At 69.2% G+C, this 17,779-nt stretch carries 11 protein-coding genes and 1 tRNA gene; 6 read left to right on the forward strand and 6 right to left on the reverse strand.

From position 1 onward, the window contains the following. Positions 1–13 precede the first annotated feature (13 nt). From QSG27_RS10455 to QSG27_RS10465, 3 genes are all read right to left on the reverse strand, one after another. Positions 14–994 carry a glucokinase gene (locus QSG27_RS10455; RefSeq protein WP_306705834.1) on the reverse strand — a complete coding sequence of 327 codons (981 nt, stop codon included), beginning with the start codon at positions 992–994 and terminating at the stop codon, positions 14–16. A 10-nt stretch (positions 995–1,004) separates the two neighbouring features. Further along, on the reverse strand, positions 1,005–2,402 hold the full coding sequence (gene otsA / locus QSG27_RS10460; RefSeq protein ID WP_306705836.1) for an alpha,alpha-trehalose-phosphate synthase (UDP-forming): 1,398 nt from the start codon (positions 2,400–2,402) through the stop codon (positions 1,005–1,007). Positions 2,403–2,844: 442 nt separating this feature from the next. Further along, the gene (locus QSG27_RS10465) at positions 2,845–3,723 is read right to left on the reverse strand and encodes an N-formylglutamate amidohydrolase (protein ID WP_306705837.1); all 879 of its coding nucleotides are present in this window, start codon (positions 3,721–3,723) and stop codon (positions 2,845–2,847) included. Between the two features lie 243 nt (positions 3,724–3,966). Between QSG27_RS10465 and QSG27_RS10470 the strand changes: the two genes are divergently transcribed. Then, positions 3,967–4,041 (forward strand) — tRNA-Val (locus QSG27_RS10470). Between the two features lie 178 nt (positions 4,042–4,219). Here the strand turns inward: QSG27_RS10470 and QSG27_RS10475 are convergent. Then, complete coding sequence (locus QSG27_RS10475; RefSeq protein WP_306705839.1) at positions 4,220–6,178, reverse strand: methyl-accepting chemotaxis protein; 1,959 nt, start codon at positions 6,176–6,178, stop codon at positions 4,220–4,222. A gap of 491 nt (positions 6,179–6,669) precedes the next feature. Beyond that, on the reverse strand, positions 6,670–8,841 hold the full coding sequence (locus tag QSG27_RS10480; protein ID WP_306705854.1) for a malate synthase G: 2,172 nt from the start codon (positions 8,839–8,841) through the stop codon (positions 6,670–6,672). Positions 8,842–9,070: 229 nt separating this feature from the next. Here QSG27_RS10480 and recD2 point away from each other — a divergent pair, with 229 nt between their 5' ends. Then, positions 9,071–11,269: an SF1B family DNA helicase RecD2 gene (recD2, locus tag QSG27_RS10485; protein ID WP_306705841.1), complete on the forward strand. Its 2,199-nt coding sequence runs from the start codon at positions 9,071–9,073 to the stop codon at positions 11,267–11,269. A gap of 351 nt (positions 11,270–11,620) precedes the next feature. Next, positions 11,621–12,226, forward strand: a complete 606-nt coding sequence (locus tag QSG27_RS10490) for a cold-shock protein (protein WP_306705843.1) — start codon at positions 11,621–11,623, stop codon at positions 12,224–12,226. A gap of 68 nt (positions 12,227–12,294) precedes the next feature. On the opposite strand, the gene hcp is transcribed toward QSG27_RS10490, so the two are convergent. Beyond that, entirely contained in the window at positions 12,295–13,926 is a 1,632-nt protein-coding gene (gene hcp / locus QSG27_RS10495; protein ID WP_306705845.1) for a hydroxylamine reductase, read from the reverse strand. A gap of 213 nt (positions 13,927–14,139) precedes the next feature. On the opposite strand from hcp, the gene QSG27_RS10500 reads away from it, so the two are divergent. The 3 genes from QSG27_RS10500 to QSG27_RS10510 all read left to right on the forward strand — a co-directional run. Then, entirely contained in the window at positions 14,140–14,865 is a 726-nt protein-coding gene (locus tag QSG27_RS10500) for a Crp/Fnr family transcriptional regulator (RefSeq protein ID WP_306705847.1), read from the forward strand. 70 nt (positions 14,866–14,935) lie between these two features. Further along, positions 14,936–15,622 carry an MT-A70 family methyltransferase gene (locus QSG27_RS10505; protein WP_306705849.1) on the forward strand — a complete coding sequence of 229 codons (687 nt, stop codon included), beginning with the start codon at positions 14,936–14,938 and terminating at the stop codon, positions 15,620–15,622. 138 nt (positions 15,623–15,760) lie between these two features. Next, the coding region (locus QSG27_RS10510; protein ID WP_306705851.1) for a DUF3369 domain-containing protein at positions 15,761–17,779 on the forward strand (2,019 nt) is incomplete at its 3' end.

Raw genomic sequence — 17,779 nt, forward strand, 5'->3', positions numbered from 1 at the left:
CGCCGCGGCCGTTTCATACCCGCTCCGCGGCCTCCGCCAGACCGAGGAAGGCGGGAAGCTCGTGGGTGATGACGTAGGTCGGGATCGGGGCCAGGAAGTCGCGCATCCGGCCCTTCTCCATGAAGCGCTTGCGGAAGCGGGAATGGGTGAACAGGGTGCCCAGCTTCGGCACGACGCCGCCCGCGATGTAGACGCCGCCCCGCGCCCCCAGCGTCAAAGCGAGGTTGCCCGCCACGGTGCCGAGCATCGCGCAGAACATCTCCACCGCCTCCACGCAATGGGGGTTGGTGTTGGCCGTCGCGGCGTCGGAGACCTGGGCGGGGGTGAAGGGCTCCGGCTCCTGGTGGTCGAGGATGCACAGCGCCTGATAGAGGTTGACCAGACCCGGCCCGGACAGCACCCGCTCCGCCGACACATGGTCGAAGCTCTTGCGGAGCTGGGCCAGCACGGCGCTTTCGCGGTCGCTGACCGGGGCCATGGTGACGTGGCCGCCCTCCGCCGCCAGGGCGGTCCAGCCCTGCGGTCCGGGCACCAGCCCCGACACGCCCAGCCCGCTGCCCGGCCCGATCACGCCGACGACGCGGCCCGGCTCCGGCGCCCCCTCGCCCACCTGATGCAGGTCGGCGGGGGTGAGGCGGGGCACCGACAGGGCCACGGCGGTGAAGTCGTTGATGACGGCCAGCCGCTCCAGCCCCAGCTTGCCGCGCACCTCCGCCGTGGAGAAGGACCAGCCCCGGTTGGTCATCAGCACCGCGTCGCCGGTCACCGGGCCGGCGATGGCGAAAGCGCCCCGGCTGGGCCGGGCGTCCGGCGCCATGCCGCCCAGATAGGCCAGCGCCGCCGCCTCCAGCGACGGGAAGTCGGCGCAGCGCAGAACGCGCGAGCCGTGGATTCCCGTGCCGTCGATCAGGCCGAAGCGGGCGTTGGTGCCGCCGATGTCGGCGACCAGGGTGAGCGGGGCGGGGCCGGTGGCGGCGGTGCGGTCGGTGGTCATGGAAACAGTTTCACCCGTACGGCGCGCGCGTCAAGGCATCCACGTAGGATTCGCGCCACCAGCCGATGTCGTGGCTGCGCAGGGTGCGCATCATCGCGGCGTGGCGCTCCTTCCGCTCGGGCAGGGCCATGGTCAGGGCGCGCTGGAGCGCGTCGGCCACCGCTTCGATGTCGAAGGGGTTGACGATCAGCGCCGAATCGAGTTCCCGCGCCGCCCCCGCGAAGGTGGACAGCACCAGCACGCCGGGATCGTCCGGGTCCTGGCAGGCCACATACTCCTTGGCGACGAGGTTCATGCCGTCGCGCAGCGGGGTGACCAGCCCGACATGGGCCGTGCGGTAGAAGCCGGCCAGCACGCGCCGCCCGAAGCTCTTGTTCAGATAGCGGATGGGCACCCAGTCAAACTCGGCGAAGCGCCCGTTGATGCGGCCCGACAGCTCCGACAGCTCGCGCTTGATGGCGATGTATTCGGGCACGTCCTCGCGGCTGGGCGGCGCCACCTGAAGGAAGGAGACGCGGTTGCAGTGCTCCGGATAGGCCACCAGGAGCTGCTCGAACGCCTGGAAGCGCTGCGGCAGGCCCTTGGAATAGTCGAGCCGGTCCACCCCGATGATCAGCCGCCGCCCGACGAGGCTCTCCTTCAGCCGCTCCGAATGGCGGGAACGCACGGCGGTCTCGGCGAGGCTCACCAGAGTGTCGGTGTCGATGCTGATGGGGAAGGCGCGGGCCAGCAGCGTGCGCCCGAAGGCGTGGATCAGCAGGCCGCCCTCCGGGCCGCGGTCCTCCACCTCGCCGTTCAGCTCCTGCCGGATGTAGTCGGCGAAGCAGCGCAGGTCCACCTGGGTGTGGAAGCCGACGAGGTCGTAGGCGCACAGCTCCCGGATCACCTCGCGGTGGTTGGGCAGCGCCACCAGCACCTCCGGCGCGGGGAAGGGGGTGTGCAGGAAGAAGCCCATGCGCTGGTTGCAGCCGCGCTGGCGCAGCTCCTCGCCGAAGGGGATCAGGTGATAGTCGTGGACCCACACCATGTCGTCCGGACGCAGCAGCGGAACCAGCTTCTCCGCGAAATAGCCGTTGACCCGCTTGTAGCCCTCCCGCGTGCGGCGGCTGACCTCGATCAGGCCGAGGCGGTAATGGAACAGCGGCCACAGGGTCTGGTTGGCGAAGCCGTTGTAGTATTCCTCGAAATCGCGGCGGCTGAGGTCCAGCGTCGCGTAGGTCAGGCGCCCGACGTCGGTCCGCCGGGGCTCGCTCTGCGATTCCTCCTCGACCACCGTGCCGCTCCAGCCGAACCAGATGCCGCCGGTCTTCTTCAGGGCGGCCAGCACCGCGACGGCCAGCCCCCCGGCGGCCTGCTTGCCTTCGTCGATGGGGGCGACGCGGTTGGATACGACGACCAGTCTGCTCACGTTGACGGTTCTCCGGTGCCGGACGGCCGCGCGGAAAGGCGGCCGTTTGGTGCGCGGCGGGGGTGCGCCCCCAGGACGCGCAGGGACGAAACGACCGTACGGAAAGTTGGTTCCCTATCGGTCGGATGGGTTATGCCGAAGGACCGGGGAGGGTTGGCGGACGCGCCGCCAGCCCCAGATTGTGCGGGAGCAGAACCGGGATTTTGTGTGCAATGCAGCATAAGCGGCTGTTTGCACCACGCTCGGGCTTTGTCTTAACTTTACTCAAGCCATTGAATTGCATGAAAAAGCATTTTCCCTCTTGATCCCCGCCAGGGGGCTCATCATATTGTGCAGTGCGGCATTGATCGTGTCTGTGATGCGGGCGATGCCGTAACGCACTTCTTGGGCGTTTCCTCCCTAGACTCGGGCCGGGGCCTTTGCCCCGGCCTTTTTTTGTGCGTCAGCGCGGCGCCAGCGGGCCGGGCGGCAGGTGGGCGATGTTGTCCACCATCTCGTGCATGTGGCGTGTCAGGACGTTCAGGAAGGGCAGGCGCGACAGCGTGGCCTCGTCCATGTAGAGGTCGCGGCTGATCTCGATCTGAAGGGCGTGGATGCCCTGGCGCGGGCGCCCGTAATGGCGGGTGGTGTAGCCGCCGGCGTAGGGCGCGTTGCGGCTGACCGTGTAGCCCAGGCCGCGCAGGAAGCGCTCCGCCGTCTCGATGATCGCCGGGGCGCAGGAATTGCCGAAACAGTCCCCCAGCACGATGTCGCTGCGCCGGTTGTCGCGGTCGCCCAGCCCGGGGGAGGGCATGGAATGGCAATCGATCAGCACCGCATGGCCGAAGCGGTTGCGCGTGTCCTCGATCAGCCGGCGTAGCGCGCCGTGGTAGGGGGTGTAATACTGCTCGACCCGCCGCACCGCCTCGGCGAAGCGCAGCTTGCCGCGGTAGATGTCCTCCCCGTTGGCGACCACCCGCGCGATGGTGCCCAGCCCCGCCGCCACGCGCGGCGAGCGCGTGTTGACGTAGGGGGGCAGGGGGTCCGCGAACATCTCCGGGTCCAGCTCGTAGGCTTCGCGGTTGACGTCCAGGAAGGCGCGGGGAAACAGCGCCCGGATCAGCGGGATGCCCAGCGCCGGGGCGCCCGCGAAGATCTCGTCGACGAAGCAGTCTTCCGATTTGCGCAGCGCGCGGGGGTCGAGCCGCGCCGCCGCCAGGAACTCGGCCGGATAGCGGTTGCCGCTGTGCGGCGAGGCCAGCACCAGCGGTTTGGTCTGTTCGTCCGGGGCCAGAAGTTCGAAGGCCGGTTCCGGTGGGGCGGCGTCGACGGAAGCATCCATGGCATGTGATGTAGTGGACATGGGCGGCTCTGTCACGCACCGTCCCGCTTGTGTTCCGACAGATGCCCCAACAGGTGGGAGGCTTGCGGCGTCGCGTCGGCGGAAAAGCGGATGCGGTTCCTTACGGACGGAAAAAAGTGAAATCCGGGCTTGCCAGCCCCCCGGGATGATGGTACATCCCACGCCCACGCCGGACGGGACGCAAGACGGATGCCGAACCCCGAACCGACCGGCGGCACGGATGGGCGCGTAGCTCAGCGGGAGAGCACTACGTTGACATCGTAGGGGTCACAGGTTCAATCCCTGTCGCGCCCACCATCCTCGAAGGCCGGAACCCAGACGGGTTTCCGGCCTTCGCCATGTCTGGGCCATGGGGAACGCCGGCCCCCTCCCCAAACCTCCCCCTTTTCCAGGGAGAGGGGGCTGCCGCCGCTTCGCAGAAGGCGCCCTCTCCCGCAGAGCGGGGGAGGGCCGGGGAGGGGGAAACCCCCTCGCCTCACGCGGCGCTGCGGTCCGGAGCCATGCCGCGCGTCAGGATCGCCAGATCGTGATCCAGCGCCTGCTGCTCGGCGTCCGGCAGCGTGAACTTCACGTGCAGTTGGCCGTGCTCGCAGGACTTCACCGTGAAGGGCACGGGGCGGGACAGGCCGGAGGCGCGCAGCGTGCCGGGGGCGCCCGTGGTCATCGCCGGTGCGTTCCGGATCATGGCGCCGCCGGAAGACAGGTTGGCGATCCGCGCCTCCTTCCCCGCTCCGGCCCCGGCGCCATCAATGGTGCAGGGCAGGTCGAGCCGGAAGCGCGGCTTGCGGCGGCGGTCCACGTCGCTGGTCGCGGTGCGGACGACGCGCACCAGGATGCTCTGCAACTCGTCGATGCTCTGCGCCACGTCCCCGGCGGCGGCGCGCATGCCGCCGGCCCGCTCGCCGGTCTGGTTGGCCTCTTCGGAAACCAGGGCGATGCGGCTGGAGACCTCCTGCGCGGCGTGGCTGGTCTCGTTGACGGTGCGGGCGATCTCCTCGGTGGCGGCGTCCTGCTCCTCGACCGAGGCGGCGATGGAGGTGGAGATGTCGGAAACCTGATGGATGGTCGCGGCGACTTCGCCCACCCGGTCCACGGCCTGCCGGGTGACCGACTGCACGTCGGTGATGAGGGTGGCGATCTCCTCGGTGGAGCGGGCGGTCTGGTTGGCGAGGTTCTTCACCTCTTGCGCCACCACGGCGAAGCCCTTTCCGGCCTCGCCGGCCCGTGCCGCCTCGATGGTGGCGTTCAGCGCCAGCAGGTTGGTCTGGCTGGCGATGTCGCCGATCAGGCGGGCGACGGCGCCGATGCGCTCCACCGCCTCCGACAGGTGGCCGATGATCGCGCTGGCGGAGCCGGCCTTCTCCACGGCCTGCCCGGTGACCGAAACCGACGCGGACACCTGCCGCCCGATTTCCCGGATCGAGGAGGACAGTTCGTTGGCCGCGGCGGCGACGGTCTGGGCGTTCGCCAGCGCCTGGCTGGCCGCGGCGGCGACGTTCTGTGAATTGTCGCTGACCATCCCGGCGGAGGCGGCCATCGCCTCGGCGTTGCTGGCCATCTCGCCGGCGTGCCGGGCCACCCGCTCCACCGCGGCGCGGGTCTCCCGCTCCACCGTGTCGGCCATGGAGGCCAGAGCCTGCCGGCGCTCCTCCTCGCCGGTTTCGCGGGCCCGCTCCTGCTCGGCGCGCAGGCGCTCGTTCTCCAGCCCGGCTTCACGGAACACCTGCACGGCGGCGGCCATCTGCCCGATCTCGTCCTTGCGCCCTTCGAACCCGACCTCCACCCGCAGGTTGCCGGCGGCCATGCTGTTCATGGTGAGGCGCATGCGGTCGATCGGCCCGACCACCGCCAGCCGCAGGAACAGGATGGAGGACGCGATCAGAAACAGCGTCATCGCCGCCGTCGCGATCAACTCGCGCTCCAGCGTGACGGAGGCGGTCTCGATGTCGGTCACCGCCGCGCCGAGGCCGTCCAGGCGCTGCCCGCGGACCTGCTCCATGGTGGAGAGCAACCGTTCCATTTCCTTGTCCATGCTTTCCGCAGCGGCGTCGAACTGCTCCATCATGGCGTTGCCCGCCGACGGGCCGCCCTCGACATAGGCGCCGGCCATGCGCTGGCCCAGTTCGTAGAAGCGCGGGAAAGCGGCGCGGGTGGCGGCGATGGCCTTCACCATGTCGGCCAGATCGAGATGGCGCGCGATGGCGTCGGCCTCGGCGGCCTGCTTGTCGAAAGCCTTCGCGTATTCGGCGGCCTTTTCCGGCCCGTCGTTCAGCCCGTCCAGCCCGCGGGTGGCCGATATGTCGGTCAGCCACTGCTGCACCTGCGCCACGTCGTAGCGCAGGTCGGCGATCAGGCCGCTCAGCGGCACCACCTTGTCGCTCACCTCGTCCGCGATTTGGCGGACGTTGCTCAGATTGGTCTTCTGCAGCGACATTTCTTTCCCGACGAAGAAAGTTGCTGTCGCCATGACGACGAAAACGAACAAAGCAGTCAGTGTTGCTTTTCGTTTGATGGTCATGGCGTGCAGAAAGTTCATAACAGTGCTCCGTGTGACGTATTGCCGCGGCTTACATACAGCCGTAAACCGTCTCGTCTGGACAATTCCTTCAATTGTCCACGAGCGCAAGTTTGCCGTTAATCCTATTACAAAACCTTAAGACGTGTTCGCCTTCTTATGGAGGCTCATGGCTGACGTGAACTTGCTGCATACGGACTTCGGACGCTTGGGATTGGCGGTTCGTGTCGGAAAGTCCTGCAGGAAGTGGGTTGCTCGCGTTGTTCTATGCAATCTGTACTCTTTGATTCATGGATCTTTGTTTTCGTTTCGCACGGAAGGTTGCTTTGTTGCCGGCGCGCAAAGAAAAAGGCCCTCCCCCGCGGACGGGGAAGGGCCTTCGATGGGCGCCGGATAAAGCTTTGGCCGGATCAGACCGCGGCCTTCGCCTTGGCCTCGATGCGGCGGCGGTGCAGCACCGGCTCGGTGTAGCCGTTCGGCTGCTCGCGGCCCTTGAAGACGAGGTCGCAGGCGGCCTGGAAGGCGACGCTGCCGTCGAAGTCCGCGGCCATCGGGCGGTAGAGCGGGTCGCCGGCGTTCTGCTTGTCCACCACGGCGGCCATGCGCTTCATCGTCTCCATGACCTGCGCCTCGGTGGTGATGCCGTGGTGCAGCCAGTTGGCGATGTGCTGGCTGGAGATGCGCAGGGTGGCGCGGTCTTCCATCAGCCCGACGTTGTTGATGTCCGGCACCTTGGAGCAGCCGACGCCCTGGTCGATCCAGCGCACGACGTAGCCGAGGATGCCCTGGGCGTTGTTGTCCAGCTCCTGCTGGATCTCCTGTTCCGACCAGTTGGGGCGGTCGGCCATGGGGATGGTCAGGATGGCGTCCAGGCTGGCGCGCTCGCGCCGGGCCAGCTCCTCCTGCCGGGCGGCGACGTTGACCTGATGGTAGTGCAGGGCGTGCAGCGTGGCCGCGGTGGGCGAGGGCACCCAGGCGGTGTTGGCGCCGGCCTGCGGGTGGGCGATCTTGGCGGCCAGCATGTCGGCCATGCGGTCCGGCATCGCCCACATGCCCTTGCCGATCTGGGCGTGGCCCTTCAGCCCGCAGAGCAGGCCGGTGTCCACGTTCCAGTCCTCGTACGACTTGATCCAGGCGGACGACTTCATGTCGTTCTTGCGGATCATCGGGCCGGCTTCCATGGCGGTGTGCATCTCGTCGCCGGTGCGGTCGAGGAAGCCGGTGTTGATGAACACCACGCGCGCCGCGGCGGCCCGGATGCACTCCTTGAGGTTCACCGTGGTGCGGCGCTCCTCGTCCATGATGCCCATCTTCAGCGTGTTGCGCGCGATGCCCAGCGCGGCCTCGACGCGGCCGAACAGCTCGTCCGCGAAGGCGACCTCCTCCGGCCCGTGCATCTTCGGCTTCACGATGTAGACGGAGCCGGCGCGGCTGTTGCGGCGGGCGCCGTTGATGTCGTGCAGCGCGATCAGCGAGGTGATCATGCCGTCCAGGATGCCTTCCGGCGCCTCGCTGCCGTCCTTCAGCAGCACGGCGTTGATGGTCATCAGATGGCCGACGTTGCGGACCAGCATCAGGCTGCGGCCCGGCAGGGTCACCGTGCCGCCCGCGGCGGCGGCGTAGCGGCGGTCCTCGTTCAGGCGGCGCTCGACCGTGCCGTTCCCCTTGGGGAACTGGGCGGTCAGGTCGCCCTTCATCAGGCCCAGCCAGTTGCGGTAGACCAGCACCTTGTCCTCCGCATCCACGGCGGCGACGGAATCCTCGCAGTCCTGGATGGTGGTCAGGGCGGATTCGAGCAGCAGGTCGGCGACCCCCGCCGCGTCGGTCTTGCCGATGGGGTGGCTGCGGTCGATGCGGATTTCCAGGTGCAGGCCGTTGTTGGCCAGCAGGATGCCCGTGGGGGCGGACGCCTCGCCGGCATAGCCGACCAGCTTCTCCGGCTCGGCCAGACCCGTGGTGCGCCCGTCCTTCAGCGCGACCAGCAGGCGCCCGTCCTCGACCGTGTAGCCGGCGGCGTCGGCGTGCGACCCGTCGGACAGCGGCGCGGCGCGGTCCAGCACGTTGCGGGCGAAGGCGATGACCTTCTCGCCGCGCTTCGGGTTGTAGCCGGCGCCGCGCTCCGCCCCATCCGTGTCGGGGATGGCGTCGGTGCCGTAGAGCGCGTCGTACAGGCTGCCCCAGCGGGCGTTGGCGGCGTTCAGCGCGTAGCGGGCGTTCATCACCGGCACGACGAGCTGCGGGCCGGCGGTGGTGGAGATCTCCGGATCGACGTTCTCCGTCGTCACGGCGAAGTCCGGGCCTTCCGGCAGCAGATAGCCGATGTCCTTCAGGAATTCCGTGTGGGCCGCGCGGTCCAGCGGCTGGCCGCGGCGGCTGCGGTACCACTCGTCGATCTGGGCCTGAAGCTCGTCCCGCCGGGCCAGCAGCGCGCGGTTGCGCGGGGCCAGATCGTGGAGGATCGCGTCAAGGCCCGACCAGAACTGTTCCGGCGACACGCCGGTGCCCGGCAGGGCTTCGTTCTCGATGAAGCGGTGAAGCTCCGTGGCAACCTGCAAGCCGCCAACCTGAATCCGTTCCGTCACCATTGTTGCTCTTTCCTTCCGAAGTCGTAGACACCGCGGTTTTTCGGTTTGTCGTTCGTTGGCTGACGTTTTTTCACCGCTGGCCCGCAAGCGGCGCCGTCCGTTCGGTCCGGCCCCGGCGCGGGCTTCGGGCGACAAAGTACACATTCGCGGCGCTGCGGTCTTCCTCCGAATTGACGGAGCGCGGCGGCTCTCCCCCGAAGGCCCGGCGCTGACTATGTTGAGAAGCATGAGCATATCCGGTCATGCATCCCCCGCGGCGGGCGCGCCTGTGCGGGAACCGCTGTCGGGGCTGGTGGAGCGGGTGACCTTCCACAGCCCGGAGACGGGATTCTGCGTGCTGCGGTTGAAGGTGCGCGGGCAGCGCGACCTCGTCACGCTGGTCGGCCACGCCGCCACGATCAGCGCGGGGGAGTTCGTGCAGGCCAGCGGCGCCTGGGTGAACGACCGCAACCACGGACTCCAGTTCAAGGCCGACTTCCTGCGCGCCACCCCGCCGACCACGGTGGAGGGGATCGAGACGTATCTCGGCTCCGGCCTGATCCGCGGCATCGGGCCGGTCTACGCGAAGAAGCTGGTGAAGGCGTTCGGCGAGGCCGTGTTCGACGTGATCGAGCAGGAGCCGGACCGGCTGCGGCAGGTCACCGGCATCGGGCCGAAGCGGGCGCAGCGCATCACCGCCGGCTGGGCCGACCAGAAGGTGATCCGCGAGATCATGATCTTCCTGCACAGCCACGGGGTCGGCACCTCGCGGGCGGTGCGCATCTTCAAGACCTACGGGGCGGACGCCATCCGGCTGATCACCGAGAACCCCTACCGGCTGGCCCGCGACATCCGCGGCATCGGCTTCAAGACAGCGGACGCGGTGGCGGCGAAGCTGGGCATCGAGAAGACCGCGATGATCCGGGCGCGGGCCGGCATCGGCTACGCCCTGGCGGAGGCGACGGACCAGGGCCATTGCGGGGTGCCGGTGGCGGAGCTGATCCCGCTCGCCGTGAAGCTGCTGGAGATCGACGCCTCCATCCTGGAGACCGCGGCGGAGCTGGAGCGGCAGGACGGCGCGGTCGTCGCCGACAGCCTGGGCGGGGAACCCTGCCTGTTCCTGGCCAGCCTGCACCGGGCGGAGCAGGCCATCGCCGAACGGCTGCGGCGGCTGGCCGGCGGCCCGGTGCCCTGGCCGGGGATCGACGCGGAGAAGGCCATCCCCTGGGTGGAGGCGAAGGCCGGCATCACCCTGGCGGAAGGCCAGCGGGAGGCGCTGCGCCAAGCGGTCGCGGCGAAGCTGCTGGTCATCACCGGCGGCCCCGGCGTGGGCAAGACGACGCTGGTGAACAGCATCCTGACCGTGCTGAAGGCCAAGGGCGTGTCGATCGCGCTGGCCGCCCCCACGGGCCGCGCCGCCAAGCGGCTGAGCGAGAGCACCGGCATGGAGGCGCGGACCATCCACCGCCTGCTGGAGACCGACCCGCAGGCCGGCGGCTTCAAGCGCGACGAGACCAACCCGCTGGACTGCGACCTGCTGGTGGTGGACGAGACCAGCATGGTGGACGTGCCGCTGATGAACGCCCTGCTGCGCGCCGTGCCGGGGCGGGCCGCGCTGCTGCTGGTCGGCGACGTGGACCAGTTGCCCTCGGTCGGGCCGGGGCAGGTGCTGGCCGACGTGATCGGGTCCGGCGCCGTGCCGGTGGTCCGGCTGACCGAGATCTTCCGGCAGGCGGCGACCAGCCGCATCATCGTCAACGCCCACCGCATCAACGCCGGGCGGATGCCGGAATGGCCGAAGGCGGGGGAGGACAGCGATTTCTACTTCGTGGAGGCGGCGACTCCGGAGGCCGGGGTGGCGAAGCTGATCGGGATGGTGCGCGACCGCATTCCCCGCCGATTCGGCGCCGACCCGGTGCGCGACGTGCAGATCCTCTGCCCGATGAACCGCGGCGGCCTCGGTGCGCGGTCGCTGAACATCGAGTTGCAGAAGGCGCTGAACCCGCCGGGCGAATCCCGAGTCGAGCGATTCGGTTGGACCTTCGGCCCCGGCGACAAGGTCATGCAGGTGGAGAACAACTACGACAAGGAGGTCTACAACGGCGACCTCGGCATCGTATCCGCCGTCGATCCGGAAGAAGGAACGCTGACCGCCACCTTCGACGGGCGCCCGGTGACCTATGATTTCGGAGAATTGGACGAAATCGTTCTCGCCTATGCCACGACGATTCACAAAAGCCAGGGATCGGAATACCCGGTGGTCGTCATTCCCGTGGTGACCCAGCATTACACGATGCTCCAGCGCAACCTGATCTATACGGGCGTGACGCGGGGCAAGCGGCTGGTGGTGATGCTCGGCCAGCGCCGCGCGCTCGCCATGGCGGTGCGCGGAACGCAGGGGCGGCGGCGCTGGACGAAGCTGGGGGAATGGCTGTCGCCCGCGTGACCCGGCGGACCGGACAACCATGTCGGGTTTTTGTCACAGGGGTATGCGCGCGGTGTTTGCGGCGCCTGCCCGGGTATGCCGCGCCGGCCCGGCGGCAGGGTGTGAGTTTCGCGCCAAGTCATTGGACCGTCAGGGTAAAATATGCATTTTCCGGAGCCGTGGCGGAGCGGCGCCCTGAAGGGCGCGCGGGGGCGGTACCGGGCGTCTTCGGGACCGGTACCCCTTCCGAACGGACGGTCCTCCCCTTGGCCGAATGTCGCAGGAAGGGGCGTCTGGCCTTTGGCGTGCTTGACGGATGGCTCCTACCCTGTGACAAAGATAATTCGGCATCCTCTATGAGCTTGAAGACACATGTTCGACCGCCCGCCCCGTCAGGGCTACCGCGCTCCCGAGATCACCAAGGCCAACGTCACCGCCACTGTGAAGTGGTTCAACCCCACCAAGGGGTTCGGCTTCGTGTCCCCCGAGGACGGTTCGCCCGACGCCTTCCTGCACGTCTCCGCGGTCCAGGCCGCCGGCTATGACGCGCTCGACGAAGGCGCCACCATCGTTTGCGACCTCGCCCGCGGCCCGAAGGGTCCGCAGGTTGCTTCCATCCAATCCGTGGACACCTCCACCGCGACCCGTTCGGCCCGTCCGGCCCGCACGGGTGGCGGCGGCTTTGGCGGCGGCGGCTATGACCGTGGCGGCTACGGCGGCGGCGGCGGCGGTTACGACCGCGGCGGCTGGGGCAACGACGCCGGCGGCGGCGAAGAGGTCGACGGCACCGTCAAGTGGTTCAACGCCGACAAGGGCTTCGGCTTCATCACGCCGAGCACCGGTGGCAAGGACGTCTTCGTCCATGTGAACGTGCTGCGCCGCTCCGGCATGCAGACGCTCCAGGAAGGCGATCAGGTGCGCGTGACCGTCCGCCAGGGCCAGAAGGGTCCGGAGGCCGGCAAGGTCGAGTACCGCTAAGCCTTCTTCGGCTTCTGAAGAACGGCCGGGGCGCTTCCGCAAGGAGGCGCCCCGGTTCGTTTTCGGGGTTACGCGGCCAGGCCCATGGCCTTCAGGTCGTCCTGCACCGTGCCGATGGGCATGATGTTGTAGGCGTCCACCAGAACCTTCAGCACAGCGGGGGTGACGAAGGCCGGCAGCTTCGGGCCGAGGCGGATGTTCTTCACCCCCAGATGCAGCAGCGCCAGCAGGACGGCGACCGCCTTCTGCTCGTACCAGGAAATCACCAGCGACAGCGGCAGGTCGTTGACGCCCACGCCGAAGGCGTCGGCCAGCGCCAGGGCGACCTTCACGGCGGAATAGGCGTCGTTGCACTGGCCCATGTCGAGCAGGCGGGGCAGGCCGGCGACGGTGCCCAGATCCTGGTCGATCACCCGGAACTTCCCGCAGCCGAGCGTCAGCACCACCGAGTCCTGCGGCAGGGCCACGGCCATGTCGGTGTAGTAGTTGCGGGCCGTTTCCGCCCCGTCGCAGCCGCCGATCAGGGTGAAGTGGCGGATGGCGCCGCTCTTCACCGCCTCGATCACCGGGCCGGCGACGCCCAGCACGGCGTCGTGGTGGAAGCCGACCGTGTGCCGGCGGTCCGGCGACTCGCCGGTAAAGCCCTCGGCCTCGAGGGCCGCCGCGATGACCGGGGCGTAGTCGTGGCCGGAAATGTGGGTGACGCCCGGCCAGGCGACGAGGCCGGAGGTGAAGATGCGGTCGGCGTAGCCCGGGGCCGGCTGCTGGATGCAGTTGGTGGTCATCAGAATGGCGCCGGGGAAGGCGTCGAACTCGCCGCGCTGGCGCTGCCACGCGCCGCCGTAATGGCCCACCAGATGCGCGTACTTCTTGAGCGCCGGATAGCCGTGGGCGGGCAGCATCTCGCCGTGGGTGTAGACGTTGATGCCGGTGCCCTCGGTCTGCTTCAGCAGCTCCTCCAGGTCCTTCAGGTCGTGGCCGGACACCAGGATGGCCTTGCCGGGGACATGCCCCATCAGCACCGGGGTCGGCACCGGGTGCCCATAGGCCCCCGTGTTGGCGCCGTCCAGCAGGGCCAGCACCGACACGCTCATGGCGCCGGTGCGCAGCGACAGCTCCAGCAGGGCCTCGACGGTCGGGGTGTCCTCGGCCAGGGCGGTCAGCGCCTCCTCCATGAAGGCGTGGACGCCCTCGTCCTCACGGCCCAGCAGGCGGGCGTGGCAGGCGTAGGCCGCAGCCCCCTTCAGCCCGTACATCACCAGTTCCTGCAACCCGGCGAGGTCGGGGCCGAGCGCGGCGATCCGGCGGTCGATGGAGACCTCCCGGCCCTGGGCGATCAGGCCGTCCAGATCGGCGGCGGGCACCCAGGCCGCGGGGCCGGTCAGCGTGTCGGGACAGCGCTCCGCATGGAGGGCGCGCAGCTCGTCGCGCAGGCCCGCGGCGGCGCGCAGGAGGGTTTCCAGACGGGCCGGGTCGAAATTGACGTTGGTCACCGTGGTGAACAGCGCGTCCAGAACGAAGGCGTCCGCATCCTTGCGGCGAATCCCCATCTTGCCCAAACGATGTGCATACTGCGAAATTGCCTGGGCGGCATGGACCAGCAGGTCCTGAAGCGCGGCGGTGTCGGGGGTCTTGCCGCAGGCCCCCTGGACGGTGCAGGCGGTGCCTCGTGTGGTCTGTTCGCATTGATAACAAAACATCGTCGTGTCTCCCGCTGGATGCATGTTCTTGTTGGCGCCGCATCCTTGTGGCGTCAGGGGGGAGCGGGGCTTGACCGTGGTCAAGCCGGACGGCGCGGAACGGCAATCGCTGGTGCGGCGGAATGTCCCGGCAGTCGTTTGGTTGGGGCAGCCGTTTGGTTGGGGCTGTCGGGTTCGAAGGGTGAAGGCAAGGATTAGGCAGGCGAGGGAAGAATGAAGAACGATCCGCCGGGTTTCCGGCCCCAGGACGCCGCGACGCTGCGGTCCAACGCGCTTTTCGGGCGTCTGCCCGACCGGTCGCTGGAGCTTCTGGTCAGCACCGCGCAGGTGCGCACGGTGCCGCGCGGCACCACCCTGTTCGTGCAGGACGAGGCGGCCGACCGCTTCTTCGCGCTGCTCGACGGCTGGGTGAAGCTCTACCGCCTGACCCGCGACGGGGCGGAGGCGGTGGTGACCATCGTCGCCCCCGGCGAGACCTTCGCCGAGGCGGCCATGTTCGCCAGCGGCAAGTTCCCGGTCTGCGCCGAAGCGGTGGCCGATTCGCGCGTCATGACCCTGACGGCGGAGGGCTTCGCCCGTTGCCTGCGCGAGGACGACCAGATCGCCTTCGCCATGCTGGGGTCCCTGTCGGTGCGGCTGCGCCACCTCGTCCAGCAGATCGAGCAGTTGCAGGTCCAGCCGACGGCGCAGCGGGTCGGCAGCTTCCTGCTGCGCTTCTGTCCCGAGGGATCGGGGGCGGCCAACTTCGCTCTGCCCTTCGACAAGGCGCTGATCGCGCGGCGCCTGGGCATGCAGCCGGAAACCTTCTCGCGCGCGCTGGCGAAGCTGCGTGGCGTGGGGGTGGAGACGCAGGGCGGAACGGTGTCCGTCGCCGATCTCGACGGGCTGCGCCGCTTCTGCAACGCCGATGCCGGGGACGGCGGCGAGCGTGGCGGCTGACGGAGACGGCTGACGAGGGCGGCTGATGGGGGCGGCTTGACGATAAGCGCTTCGGTGGCGGACAATCGGCTTGGCGAACCGAGCGGAGGGGCAGGCGGCGATGGGCACGACCGGAACCCCCGACCCCGCGACGGAGCTTGCGGAGTTCGCCGGCAACCGCCGGTTCGCCACGGTGATGGCCGACCCGCCCTGGCGCTTCGTCAACCGCACGGGAAAGATGGCGCCGGAGCACCGCCGCCTGTCGCGCTACGGCACCATGACGGTGGAGGAGATCGGCGCGCTTCCCGTCGCGGGCATCCTGGCGCCCACCGCGCATCTCTATCTCTGGGTGCCCAACGCGCTGCTGCCCGACGGCCTCCAGGTGATGAGGGCCTGGGGGTTCGAGTACAAGACCAACCTCGTCTGGCACAAACTGCGCAAGGACGGTGGGTCCGACGGGCGGGGCGTTGGCTTCTACTTCCGCAACGTGACCGAACTGATCCTGTTCGGCGTGCGCGGGCGCAACGCGCGGACGCTCGCCCCCGGGCGGACCCAGGTGAACTATGTCGGCACCCGCAAGCGCGAGCATTCGCGCAAGCCGGACGAGCAATACGCCCTGATCGAAGCCTGCAGCCCCGGCCCCTATCTGGAGCTGTTCGCCCGCGGCGCCCGTGCCAACTGGGCGGTCTGGGGCAACCAGGCCGACGACGGGTATGAGCCGACCTGGAGGACCTACGCCTACAACTCCGCCACCGGAAGCGGCGAGGCCGCGGGGTAAGCTGCATTTGGAAGTTGTCGTTGCCGCCGCCGCCTTGCCGATGACGGGTTGTGCCGCGCCGCAGGAGCATGTTCATGCGCGGCGGCGCTGTGATATCCTCCCGCGACCGGAGGCTGCGGGCGGCGCGGAGGGGGTTCGATGAGCGACGAGTTTCTTTTCGCCGACGACGAGCCGGGTGCGGAGGCCGAGCTGGCGAGGGAAGCGGCGCCGGAACCCGCCGACCCCTGGATCATCCTGATCGTGGACGACGATCCGGCGATCCACGCCACCACCAAGATGGTCCTGCGCGGCTTCACCTTCGAAGGACGCCCGGCGCAGTTCCTGTCCGCCGGCACGGCGGCGGAGGCGCGCAGCCTGCTGGAGCAGAATCCGGCCATCGCCGTGGTGCTGCTGGACGTGGTGATGGAATCGGACGACGCCGGCCTGCGGCTGGTGCGCATGATCCGCAACGAGCTGAACAACCGGCGTGTGCGCATCATCCTGCGCACCGGCCAGCCGGGGCAGGCGCCGGAACGCGACGTCATCCTGAACTACGACATCAACGACTACAAATCGAAGACGGAGCTGACGGCGCAAAAGCTGTTCACCTCCGTCGTCGCCGCCCTGCGCGGTTATCAGGACATCACCGCCATCGAGGACCACCGCCAGGGGCTGGAGCGCATCCTGGACGCATCCTCCGCCCTGCTGGACAAGCGGACCATGGCGGAGTTCGTCCACGGCGCCGTGTCGAAGATCGGGGAGATCTGCCCGCCCTGCGACGGCATCGCCCTGTGCAGCCGCTGGACGGAGGAGGAAACCGGCACCGCCGCGCGGGAACCGCTGGTTCTGGGCGCCGGCGGCATCCACGCGGCGGCGGAGGGCAAGCCGGTGCGCGCCGCCCTGCCGGCGGAAGCGGCGGAGGCGGTGGTCCAGGCGTTGGCCGACGGTCGGAACCGCTACGAGCGGGAGCGCAGCCTGCTGGTCTTCCGCTCCACCTCGCGCCACCACGACACGGTGTTCCACGTCAGCCACCGGCGCCCCCTGACGGAGGACGAGCGGCGGCTTCTGGAGGTCTTCTGCTCCAAGGTCGCGGTCGGCTTCGACAACGTGCATCTGTACGAGGAGCTGACCGCGCTGAACCGCAACCTGGAAAGCCAGGTGACCGACCGCACCCGCGAACTGGTCGCCGCGACCGAGGCGGCGGAGGCGGCGAGGGCCGAGGCGGAGGCGGCCAACCAGGCCAAGTCGCTGTTCCTGGCGACCATGAGCCACGAGATCCGCACCCCCATGAACGGCGTCCAGGGCATGCTGGAGCTGCTGGAATACACCCCGCTGACGGTCGAGCAGCGGGAGCTGGTCTCCGTCGTGCGCGATTCGGCGGGAGCGCTGCTGACCATCATCAACGACATCCTGGACTTCTCGAAGATCGAGGCCGGACGGCTGGATCTGGAGCGCGCCCCCGTGTCGCTGGCCGCGGTGGTGGAGGGCGTGGCCGAGACGCTGGCCCCGGCGGCGCGGCAGAAGGATCTGGCGTTGGTCGCCTACGTCGATCCCGACCTGCCCGCCCTGGTCATGGGCGATTCGGTGCGCATCCGGCAGGTGCTGTTCAACATTGCCGGAAACGCGGTGAAGTTCACCCCCTCGGGCTCGGTGCGCATCCGTGCGGAGCTGGCGCGGTTCGAGGAGGGGCGGGCGACCATCCGGATCACCGTCACCGACACCGGCATCGGCATTGCCAGGGAGGCGCAGGCCCACCTGTTCCGCCCCTTCACCCAGGCGGAGGCATCGACCACCCGGCGCTTCGGCGGGACCGGGCTGGGGCTGTCCATCTGCCGCCGTCTGGCGAAGCTGATGGGCGGCGAGGTCGGGGTGTCGAGCGAGCCGGGCCGCGGGTCCACCTTCTGGTTCACCTTCACCGCCGACCTCGCCCCGGACGGTGAAGGCGACGGTGACGGTGGCACCGGGGCCGCCGCCGCTCCGCCGCTGGCGGGGCTGGCGGTGCTGCTGCTGGCCGCCGACGAGGAGGAGCGGCGGTTCCTTGCCCGCTACCTGAACACCGACGGCGCTCTGCTGATGGACGCGCCGGACGCGGCGGCGGCGGTGCGGGTGCTGGCGTCTGGCACGCCCTGCGACGTCGTGCTGGCCACCGCGGAGGCGGATCTGCGGGCGCTGGACGCC

Origin of the sequence: Azospirillum isscasi (assembly GCF_030849505.1) — a bacterium.
Taxonomy (GTDB): domain Bacteria; phylum Pseudomonadota; class Alphaproteobacteria; order Azospirillales; family Azospirillaceae; genus Azospirillum; species Azospirillum isscasi.

Excerpts from the sequence above, each read along its gene's own strand:
- QSG27_RS10455 (WP_306705834.1), bottom strand. The coding sequence starts at position 994 with ATGACCACCGACCGCACCGCCGCCACCGGCCCCGCCCCGCTCACCCTG.
- QSG27_RS10465 (WP_306705837.1), bottom strand. The coding sequence starts at position 3,723 with ATGGATGCTTCCGTCGACGCCGCCCCACCGGAACCGGCCTTCGAACTT.
- QSG27_RS10475 (WP_306705839.1), bottom strand. The coding sequence starts at position 6,178 with ATGTCGCTGCAGAAGACCAATCTGAGCAACGTCCGCCAAATCGCGGAC.
- recD2 (WP_306705841.1), top strand. The coding sequence starts at position 9,071 with ATGAGCATATCCGGTCATGCATCCCCCGCGGCGGGCGCGCCTGTGCGG.
- QSG27_RS10490 (WP_306705843.1), top strand. The coding sequence starts at position 11,621 with ATGTTCGACCGCCCGCCCCGTCAGGGCTACCGCGCTCCCGAGATCACC.
- hcp (WP_306705845.1), bottom strand. The coding sequence starts at position 13,926 with ATGTTTTGTTATCAATGCGAACAGACCACACGAGGCACCGCCTGCACC.
- QSG27_RS10500 (WP_306705847.1), top strand. The coding sequence starts at position 14,140 with ATGAAGAACGATCCGCCGGGTTTCCGGCCCCAGGACGCCGCGACGCTG.